An 8,743-nucleotide genomic window follows, 5' to 3' on the forward strand; every position below is an offset into this window, starting at 1 on the left:
AGCGCTGATGTCCGGCAGTACTTTTACCGTTACGCACCACGCCTTCAGTAGCTGAGCAGGAGGGACAACTGATGGAGATGGAAGCCACGGGAGCACCTCAAAAACACCATCATACACTAAATCAGTAAGTTGGCACCATTACCCATTCATCGACATAATCGCTCACCAGTAAATTCGCCGCAGCATACGCTGCTTTTTCCCTGACCGATTCTGAAAGGCTCTCATCAGAGGCCACTTCATTAAGCACTTTCAATACACAGCCCAACGCATCCGGGACATATCCCAGATCTCCGCTGGCGATTTCCGCATACCGTTTGCGAATTAGCTCACAATAATTATTCACATCCCCTCCCGCCAGCGCACTGACTTACTGTGAGATATCATTAAGCCTACGAAGATAAACTCGGTTTAGCAAGGTGACTATACCATACTCATTTAAGCAATATCAGAGCCTTGATGGCGCCGTATTCATCACGGCGTAACAGCCTTTTGCTGCTGTTTTCGCTACAATGTGCGCCTGATTCGAAAGGAGTTCTCCCATGGCGCTGAAAGCGACAATTTATAAAGCGGTGGTCAATGTGGCTGACCTTGACCGCAACCAGTTTCTGGATGCGTCACTGACGCTGGCGCGTCACCCCTCTGAAACCCAGGAGCGCATGATGCTGCGCCTGCTGGCGTGGATTAAATATGCCGACGAGCGTCTGCAGTTTACCCGTGGCTTAAGCGCAGAAGACGAGCCGGAAGCCTGGCTGCGTAACGATCATCTGGGTATCGATTTATGGATTGAACTTGGTCTGCCGGATGAGCGCCGCCTCAAAAAGGCGTGTACCCAGTCTGTGGAAGTGGCGCTATTCGCGTACAACCAACGCGCTGCGGAAATCTGGTGGCAGCAAACCAAGAGCAAGTGCGGTCAGTTTAAAAACCTCACGGTCTGGTATCTGGATGATGAACAACTGGCGCAGCTGAGCGAATTCGCCAGCCGGACGATGACTCTGCAGGCGACGATCCAGGACGGCGCAATCTGGCTTTCTGACTCTCAGAATAATCTGGAAATTCATCTGACGGCGTGGCAGCCTGCTTCATGATCGTGTTGTCCCGAAACGTCAGCATCCCGGACAATGAGCTGGAGATCACCGCCATCCGTGCGCAGGGGGCGGGGGGACAGCACGTTAACAAGGCTTCAACCGCTATCCATTTGCGCTTTGACATTCGGGCCTCAAGCCTGCCAGAGTATTATAAGGAAAGTCTGCTCGCTGCCAGCCATCATCTGATCACCAGTGACGGTGTCATTGTGATCAAGGCGCAGGAGTACCGTAGCCAGGAGTTAAACCGGGAAGCGGCAATTGCCAGACTGGTGGCGGTGATAAAAGAATTAACTGCGGTGCAAAAAAGCCGTCGGGCAACGCGGCCAACCCGCGCATCGAAAGAGCGTCGGTTGTCGTCAAAGGCTCAGAAATCCACAGTGAAAGCACTACGCGGTAAAGTTCGTCGCCCTTTGGATTGACGAAAAGGAACACTATTTCATAAGGAATTCATTGTGAAAAAAGCATTATGGTCAGCGTTGGCAGTGAGTACGCTCTTTGCGCTTTTCGGATGTAACAACCGTTCGGAAACGCAGGTCCTGCAGCCCACGCAGAATGAAGAGTTAAAGCCAATGCAGCAGAGCTGGCGCGGCGTACTGCCTTGTGCCGACTGTGAAGGTATTGAGACGTCGCTGTTCCTGCAAAAAGACGGTACGTGGGTCATGAATCAGCGGTATCAGGGCGCGAAAGAACCCTCCTCTTTTGCGACTTACGGGACATGGGCACGCACGGCCGAGAAACTGGTGTTGACCGATACGAGCGGCGAGAAAACGTATTTCCGCGCCAAAGGCGAGGGGATGGAGATGCTCGACCGTGAAGGCAACCCGATTGAATCCCAGTTCAACTACACGCTGGCTCCGGTGAAAGCGGCGCTGCCGGCCACGCCGATGCCGATGCGGGGCATGTATTTCTATATGGCTGATGCGGCCATCTTTACAGACTGCGCAACGGGTAAGAAAGTGAGCGTGGCGAACAATGCCCAGCTGGAACGGGATTATGCGGTCGCACGCGGAAATGACAGTAAGCCGGTATTATTGACGGTCGACGGTCACTTTACGCTTGAGCCAAACCCGGATAGCGGCGAGTTGGTGAAAACCCTTGTGGCAGATAAAGACGCGAAGTTCGCGGCAGGCAAAGACTGTAACAGTAAATAACGCTGGCTTTGCGCCATGAAAAAACCCCGCCTGAGCGGGGTTTTTTTATTTAACCTTTGATGGCTTTTACCAGGTAATCAAGGATATCACCGGTCTTGATCATCTGTTTTTCGCCGCTACGACGGTATTTATATTCAATCTCGTCGCTGTCGAGGTTACGGTCACCGATAACGATGGTATGAGGAATACCAATCAGTTCCATATCAGCAAACATCACGCCCGGACGTTCTTTACGGTCGTCCATCAGCACTTCGATACCCTGCGCGCGCAGCTCTGCGTACAGTTTCTCAGCCAGCTCCTGCACACGGTAAGACTTGTGCATGTTCATTGGCAGGATAGCCACCTGGAACGGCGCGATGTTATCCGGCCAGACAATGCCACGCTCGTCGTAGTTCTGCTCAATCGCCGCAGCCACCACGCGCGTGACCCCGATACCGTAGCAACCCATGGTCAGGATCTGGTTACGGCCATCCTCACCCTGAACGGCAGCGTTCAGCGCACGGGAATATTTATCGCCCAGTTGGAAGATATGGCCCACTTCGATGCCGCGTTTAATCATCAGGGTGCCCTGGCCATCCGGGCTTGGATCGCCTGCAACAACGTTGCGAATATCCGCCACTTCTGGCGTTGCCACATCGCGATCCCAGTTGATGCCAAAGTAGTGTTTACCATCAATGTTAGCGCCTGCAGCGAAGTCGCTCATCGCCGCAACCGTGCGGTCAATCACAACAGGCACAGGCATATTCACCGGACCCAGAGAGCCTGGGCCTGCGTTTACGACGGCGCGGATTTCTGCTTCCGTTGCGAAGGTCAGTGGGCTGGCAACCTGTGGCAGCTTCTCAGCTTTCACTTCGTTCAGCTCGTGATCACCACGTACCAGCAGGGCAACCAGCGGATATGCACTGCCTTCAGTGGATTTCACCAGCAGCGTTTTAACGGTTTTTTCGATCGGCAGCGCAAACTGCTCAACCAGCTCGGCAATGGTTTTGGCATTTGGCGTGTCAACCAGCGTCATTTCCTGGGTTGCCGCGCCGCGTGGTTCTTTTGGTGCCAGTGCTTCAGCAAATTCAATGTTTGCCGCGTAGTCAGAGGAGTCAGAGAAGATCACATCGTCTTCACCGCTCTGCGCCAGAACCTGGAACTCATGGGACGCGCTACCACCGATAGAGCCGGTATCGGCCTGCACAGCACGGAAATCCAGACCCATGCGGGAGAAGATTTTGCTGTAAGCCTCGTACATTTTGTCGTAGGTCTCTTGCAGAGATTCCTGAGAAGTATGGAAAGAGTAAGCATCTTTCATCAGGAATTCGCGAGAACGCATAACGCCGAAACGTGGGCGAACTTCGTCACGGAACTTGGTCTGGATCTGGAAGAAGTTCAGCGGCAGCTGTTTGTAAGAGCTCAGCTCATTGCGAATCAGATCGGTGATCACTTCTTCATGCGTCGGGCCGAGGACGAACGGACGCTCGCCACGGTCAACGAAGCGCAGCAGTTCAGGGCCATATTGCTCCCAACGGCCGCTCTCCTGCCACAGGTCAGCGGGCTGAACCACGGGCATGGACACCTCGATAGCACCGGCGTTATTCATCTCTTCACGCACGATGTTTTCGACTTTTTTCAGGACGCGCACGCCGGTCGGCAGCCAGGTGTACAACCCGGAGGCCAGCTTGCGGATCATCCCGGCGCGCAGCATCAGCTGATGGCTGATGACTTCGGCGTCGGCAGGTGTCTCCTTCAGTGTGGAGAGCAGATATTGGCTAGTACGCATGTTGTTACGGTCCATTTCGACGATTGGAACAGGCTGAAACGCCAGCCTGACACAAAAAAAGTGGTTTAGTTTACCAGTGTGGTAAAGATGCCAAAAGAGAGGAGAAGAAAATTACCTGGGTTCCAGGGCAAACACTTCAAAACCGGTCTCTGTCACGCGCCAGCGGACATTAAAATCCAGCAGCCAGACGGCGTAGGTTTTCCCGGCTTCCTCTTCTTTACGGTAGGCTGGACGCGGATCCTGCGCCAGAACGTCTACGATAAAGTCCCGCAAACGGGGATAGCGCTTTTCCAGTTGGCCAATTTGCGTAAGCAGTTCTGGCGTAAAGTGAACAGGCATATCCGCCTGCGGTGCTTGCTGGGCGTAGCTGGCCCGGGCATCTGGCAACGCTTCGGCAAAAGGCAGATAGGGTTTAATGTCGATAACCGGGGTGCCATCAACCAGGTCAAGGCTGCCTAACTCCAGTATCACCTGATCTTTCTGACAGCGTATTCCTTTCAGTTCAACCAGCGACATGCCGATCGGGTTTGGACGAAAGGTTGAGCGGGTCGCGAATACCCCCATCCGGGCATTTCCGCCCAGACGAGGAGGGCGCACCGTAGGACGCCAGCCACCGTCCATCGTCTGGTGAAACACAAAAACAACCCATAAATGGCTGAACGCCTCAAGCCCGCGCACCGCATCGGCCTGATTATAGGGCGCAATCAAGTGAAGTTCACCGCTGCCGCTGGTGACCAGACCCGGCTGGCGTGGCACGGCAAACTTCTCTTTGTAAGGAGAGCGGATAACGCCTATCTGTTCGAAATGAAAGGCACTCATTTCGCCGAAATGGTCAGCGCCGAACCAATACACACCGCCTGACGATAGCAGCCTGGTGTCCCGCTGGTGACTTCACAGCTGTGCAACAGTACCGCGTTAGCTTTCATTTTGGCCGCGTTGATCTGCATACGTTTACGGGCTGTCGGAATGTTGGGTGGGGAGTCCTGATTGGTAGCCTGACAGGATTCACCGCTCACCTCACCGAGCTCACGGAAAGGCTTGCCCACGAGGTCGTCGGCTTTGGTAATGATACGTACCGGCGCAGGGCGAGGCGCTTTAGGTTTAACGGGCTCTGCTTTTGGCGGGGTTGCAGTGCTTTGAACGGGTTCAACTGGAGATCTGCTTAGCATAGAACAGCCGCTCAGCATCAGTGCTAAAAGACAGATCGGTAAAGCACGCATAATAATTCCTCAGTGGATAATCAAAACGTCAGATATTGAATCAGTTGACTGCACAAATGACAAGACGGGCAGAAGCCCCTCTTGATGATATTACACTGAGGTCAGATTACCAGCCTTTAACCGCGCCGCCGTTAAACACTTTGTTGGCTTCCTGGTAAACTTCTTCAGACTGATAAGCCTGAACGAATTTCTTCACGTTTTCCGCGTCTTTGTTGTCTTCACGGGTCACGATCAGGTTAACGTACGGGGAATCTTTGTCTTCCACAAAGATGCCGTCTTTTGCCGGGGTCAGGCCAATCTGGCTGGCGTAGGTAGTGTTGATAACAGCCAGGGCGATCTGCGCATCGTCCAGAGAGCGTGGCAGCTGTGGCGCTTCCAACTCAACAATTTTCAGATTTTTCGGGTTCTCGGTCACGTCGAGAACGGTCGGCAGCAGGCCAACGCCGTCTTTCAGTTTAATCAGGCCCACTTTCTGCAGCAGCAGCAGGGAACGGCCCAGGTTAGTTGGATCGTTTGGCACAGCAACCTGAGAGCCTGGCTGCAGTTCGTCCAGCGATTTAATCTTCTTGGAGTAGCCCGCGATTGGGTAAACGAAGGTGTTACCCACAGCAACCAGTTTGTAACCGCGATCCTTGATCTGTTGATCCAGATACGGTTTGTGCTGGAAGGCGTTGGCGTCAATATCGCCTTTGCTCAGCGCTTCGTTCGGCAGAACGTAATCGTTGAAGGTCACCAGCTCAACATCAAGGCCATACTTCTCTTTTGCCACTTTCTGAGCGGTTTCAGCAACCTGCTGTTCTGCACCCACGATAACGCCCACTTTAATGTGGTTGGGATCTTTTTCGTCCTGACCACAACCCACCAGTGCCAGAGAGCCGATCAGCGCGCCTGCTGCAGCAAAGGTCTTTAATTTAAACGCCATGTTTTTATCCTTAACTCGTCGAGTTTGTGTTGTGTGTAACGTTATTTGTGCGTAACAGCCCGGACGATGCGATCGCCAGAGAACTGGATGAGATAAACCAGTACAACCAGCAATACCAGAACGGTATTCATTACGGTAGCGTTATAACCAATATAGCCGTACTGGTAACCAATCTGGCCTAAACCGCCAGCGCCAACGGCACCGCCCATCGCGGAATAACCGACCAGGGTGATAAGCGTAATGGTTGCCGCATTCACCAGGCCAGGCAGTGCTTCCGGCAGCAGAACCTTGCGCACGATCTGCATCGGCGTGGCGCCCATTGCGCGGGAAGCTTCGATCAACCCGGTTGGAATTTCAAGCAGGGCGTTTTCCACCATACGCGCGATAAACGGCGCGGCGCCAACCGTAAGGGGAACAATGGCCGCCTGCAGACCAATAGAGGTGCCGACAATCACGCGGGTGAATGGAATCATCCATACCAGCAGAATAATAAACGGGATAGAACGGAAGATATTCACCAGCGCAGAGAGCGTACGGTACAACTTCGCGTTCTCAATGATTTGACCCGGACGCGTCACGTACAGCAGTACGCCGACCGGCAGGCCAATCACAAAACCAAAGAAACCGGATACAAAGGTCATTGCCAGCGTTTCCCAAACGCCGCGAACCAGCAGCCACATCATCGGCTCAGACATAACCCAGTACCTCTATTTTTACGTGATGTTCTTGCAGCCAGGCAATTGCCGCCTGGGTTTCTTCTTGTGTGCCGTGCATTTCCGTCAGCATGATGCCGAACTTCACGCCACCGGCGTAATCCATCTGCGCGCTGATGATGTTGTTGTTCACATTGAAGCGGCGCGCGGTTTCGGAAAGCAGCGGGGCATCAACGGACTGACCGGTGAACTCCATTCGCAGCATCGGGACGCTGTCCGTCGTGGGTTCGGTTTTCAAACGCTCCAGATAATCTTCCGGAATATCCAGATGCAGTGTGGACTGAATAAATTGCTGCGCCAGCGGGGTCTTAGGATGTGAAAACACTTCACTTACCGTGTCCTGCTCAATAAGTTCACCGTTGCTGATCACGGCAACACAGTCACAGATGCGTTTTACGACATCCATCTCGTGCGTAATAAGGAGGATCGTCAGGCCGAGACGACGGTTAATGTCTTTCAGCAGTTCCAGAATAGAACGGGTGGTGGCCGGGTCTAATGCGCTGGTGGCTTCATCGCACAACAGCACTTTGGGATTGCTTGCCAGCGCACGGGCAATGGCTACACGCTGTTTTTGTCCGCCAGAAAGATTGGCCGGGTAGCTATCATGTTTATCACCCAGACCCACGAGATCCAGCAACTCGGTTACGCGACGCTTAACCTCATCTTTAGGCGTGTTGTCGAGCTCCAGCGGTAAGGCGACGTTGCCGAACACCGTGCGTGACGCCAGCAGGTTAAAGTGCTGGAAGATCATGCCAATCTGGCGACGCGCTTTGGTCAGTTCTTTTTCTGAGAGCGCGGTCAGTTCTTGTCCGCCAACTTCTACGCTGCCCTGGGTTGGGCGCTCAAGCAGGTTAACACAACGGATCAGTGTACTTTTACCTGCACCCGATGCGCCAATGACGCCATAAATCTGACCAGCAGGAACATGCAGGCTGACATTGTTCAGCGCCTGAATGGTTCGGTTCCCCTGCTGGAACACTTTGATGATATTGGAAAGTTTAATCATTAGATTATTTTTATCGTATGTAAGTTAGCCGTGGCATTTTCGTCTGCCAGATACGGGTGATGCCCGTAAACAAAACGGATGTTAAGGCATCCAGACGTCTAAATCAATCCAACTCTGTGCGATGAGCACTTTATTGCGCTGCGATTCATGAGATACTAGCTGAACACGCCTTTTTCAGGAGCAAACCGGTGGCAAAATCAGTACCCGCAATTTTTCTCGATCGTGATGGCACTATTAATGTGGATCACGGTTATGTTCACGAGATTGACGAGTTCGAATTTATCGAAGGCGTTATCGATGCCATGCGCCAGCTAAAAGAGATGGGCTATGCGCTGGTGGTTGTCACCAACCAGTCTGGTATCGCGCGTGGCAAATTTACCGAAGCGCAATTCGAAACGCTGACGGAATGGATGGACTGGTCTCTTGCCGACCGCGGTGTTGATCTTGATGGCATCTATTATTGTCCTCATCACCCGCAGGGAACGGTAGAAGAGTATCGCCAAACCTGTGATTGCCGTAAGCCGCACCCGGGGATGTTTATCTCGGCGCAGGAATTTCTGCATATTGATATGGCCGCTTCTTATATGGTGGGCGATAAAATGGAAGATATGCAGGCGGCAACCGCGGCGGGTGTGGGTACCAAAGTATTAGTTCGCACCGGCAAACCCGTGACGCCAGAAGCAGAGACTGCAGCGGATTGGGTGATTAATAGCCTGGCCGATCTGCCTGAAGCGATCAAAAAGCACCAAAAATAGGCTTTTTGGCGAAAAGATGAGCGGTTGAAATAAAAATGCATATTTCCGCTTGTCATTCCCCGGAGGCCCCCTATAATGCGCCTCCATCGACACGGCGGATGTGAATCACTTCACAAACAGCCC

General features: G+C 53.0%; 12 protein-coding genes. 4 read left to right on the forward strand and 8 right to left on the reverse strand.

Annotated elements, in window-relative coordinates:
- Both HX884_RS24005 and HX884_RS24010 read right to left on the reverse strand, forming a co-directional pair.
- On the reverse strand, positions 1-88 hold an 88-nt coding region (locus tag HX884_RS24005; RefSeq protein WP_129028067.1), incomplete at its 3' end, for an IS1 family transposase.
- Positions 89-121: 33 nt separating this feature from the next.
- Complete coding sequence (locus tag HX884_RS24010) at positions 122-343, reverse strand: YaeP family protein (RefSeq protein ID WP_178328903.1); 222 nt, start codon at positions 341-343, stop codon at positions 122-124.
- Between the two features lie 196 nt (positions 344-539).
- Here HX884_RS24010 and HX884_RS24015 point away from each other — a divergent pair, with 196 nt between their 5' ends.
- Genes HX884_RS24015 through nlpE form a run of 3 tightly spaced genes read left to right on the forward strand, consistent with a single transcriptional unit; the run spans position 540 to position 2,236 of the window.
- Positions 540-1,085: a YaeQ family protein gene (locus HX884_RS24015; RefSeq protein ID WP_178328904.1), complete on the forward strand. Its 546-nt coding sequence runs from the start codon at positions 540-542 to the stop codon at positions 1,083-1,085.
- Positions 1,082-1,504: an alternative ribosome rescue aminoacyl-tRNA hydrolase ArfB gene (gene arfB, locus HX884_RS24020; RefSeq protein ID WP_020688557.1), complete on the forward strand. Its 423-nt coding sequence runs from the start codon at positions 1,082-1,084 to the stop codon at positions 1,502-1,504. Before HX884_RS24015 ends, arfB begins: the two co-directional genes overlap by 4 nt.
- 33 nt (positions 1,505-1,537) lie before the next feature.
- Complete coding sequence (gene nlpE, locus HX884_RS24025; RefSeq protein WP_013095674.1) at positions 1,538-2,236, forward strand: envelope stress response activation lipoprotein NlpE; 699 nt, start codon at positions 1,538-1,540, stop codon at positions 2,234-2,236.
- A 49-nt stretch (positions 2,237-2,285) separates the two neighbouring features.
- Here the strand turns inward: nlpE and proS are convergent, their stop codons facing one another.
- The 6 genes from proS to metN all read right to left on the reverse strand — a co-directional run bounded on the left by proS (position 2,286) and on the right by metN (position 7,865).
- The gene (gene proS / locus HX884_RS24030) at positions 2,286-4,004 is read right to left on the reverse strand and encodes a proline--tRNA ligase (RefSeq protein ID WP_020688559.1); all 1,719 of its coding nucleotides are present in this window, start codon (positions 4,002-4,004) and stop codon (positions 2,286-2,288) included.
- A gap of 111 nt (positions 4,005-4,115) precedes the next feature.
- Entirely contained in the window at positions 4,116-4,823 is a 708-nt protein-coding gene (gene tsaA, locus HX884_RS24035) for a tRNA (N6-threonylcarbamoyladenosine(37)-N6)-methyltransferase TrmO (protein WP_020688560.1), read from the reverse strand.
- Complete coding sequence (rcsF, locus tag HX884_RS24040; protein WP_023621752.1) at positions 4,820-5,224, reverse strand: Rcs stress response system protein RcsF; 405 nt, start codon at positions 5,222-5,224, stop codon at positions 4,820-4,822. The genes tsaA and rcsF overlap by 4 nt, the downstream gene beginning before the upstream one ends.
- Positions 5,225-5,330: 106 nt before the next feature.
- Positions 5,331-6,146 (reverse strand): methionine ABC transporter substrate-binding lipoprotein MetQ, encoded by an 816-nt coding sequence (gene metQ / locus HX884_RS24045; protein ID WP_013095678.1) that lies wholly within the window; start codon positions 6,144-6,146, stop codon positions 5,331-5,333.
- A gap of 41 nt (positions 6,147-6,187) precedes the next feature.
- Positions 6,188-6,841: a methionine ABC transporter permease MetI gene (locus tag HX884_RS24050; RefSeq protein WP_003856130.1), complete on the reverse strand. Its 654-nt coding sequence runs from the start codon at positions 6,839-6,841 to the stop codon at positions 6,188-6,190.
- Positions 6,834-7,865 (reverse strand): methionine ABC transporter ATP-binding protein MetN, encoded by a 1,032-nt coding sequence (metN, locus tag HX884_RS24055; RefSeq protein WP_178328905.1) that lies wholly within the window; start codon positions 7,863-7,865, stop codon positions 6,834-6,836. The genes HX884_RS24050 and metN overlap by 8 nt, the downstream gene beginning before the upstream one ends.
- Before the next feature lie 188 nt (positions 7,866-8,053).
- Between metN and gmhB the strand changes: the two genes are divergently transcribed.
- Positions 8,054-8,620: a D-glycero-beta-D-manno-heptose 1,7-bisphosphate 7-phosphatase gene (gmhB, locus tag HX884_RS24060; RefSeq protein WP_013095680.1), complete on the forward strand. Its 567-nt coding sequence runs from the start codon at positions 8,054-8,056 to the stop codon at positions 8,618-8,620.
- The last annotated feature ends 123 nt before the right edge of the window (positions 8,621-8,743 follow it).

The organism is Enterobacter sp. SECR19-1250, assembly GCF_013391025.1.
Classification (GTDB): domain Bacteria; phylum Pseudomonadota; class Gammaproteobacteria; order Enterobacterales; family Enterobacteriaceae; genus Enterobacter; species Enterobacter cloacae.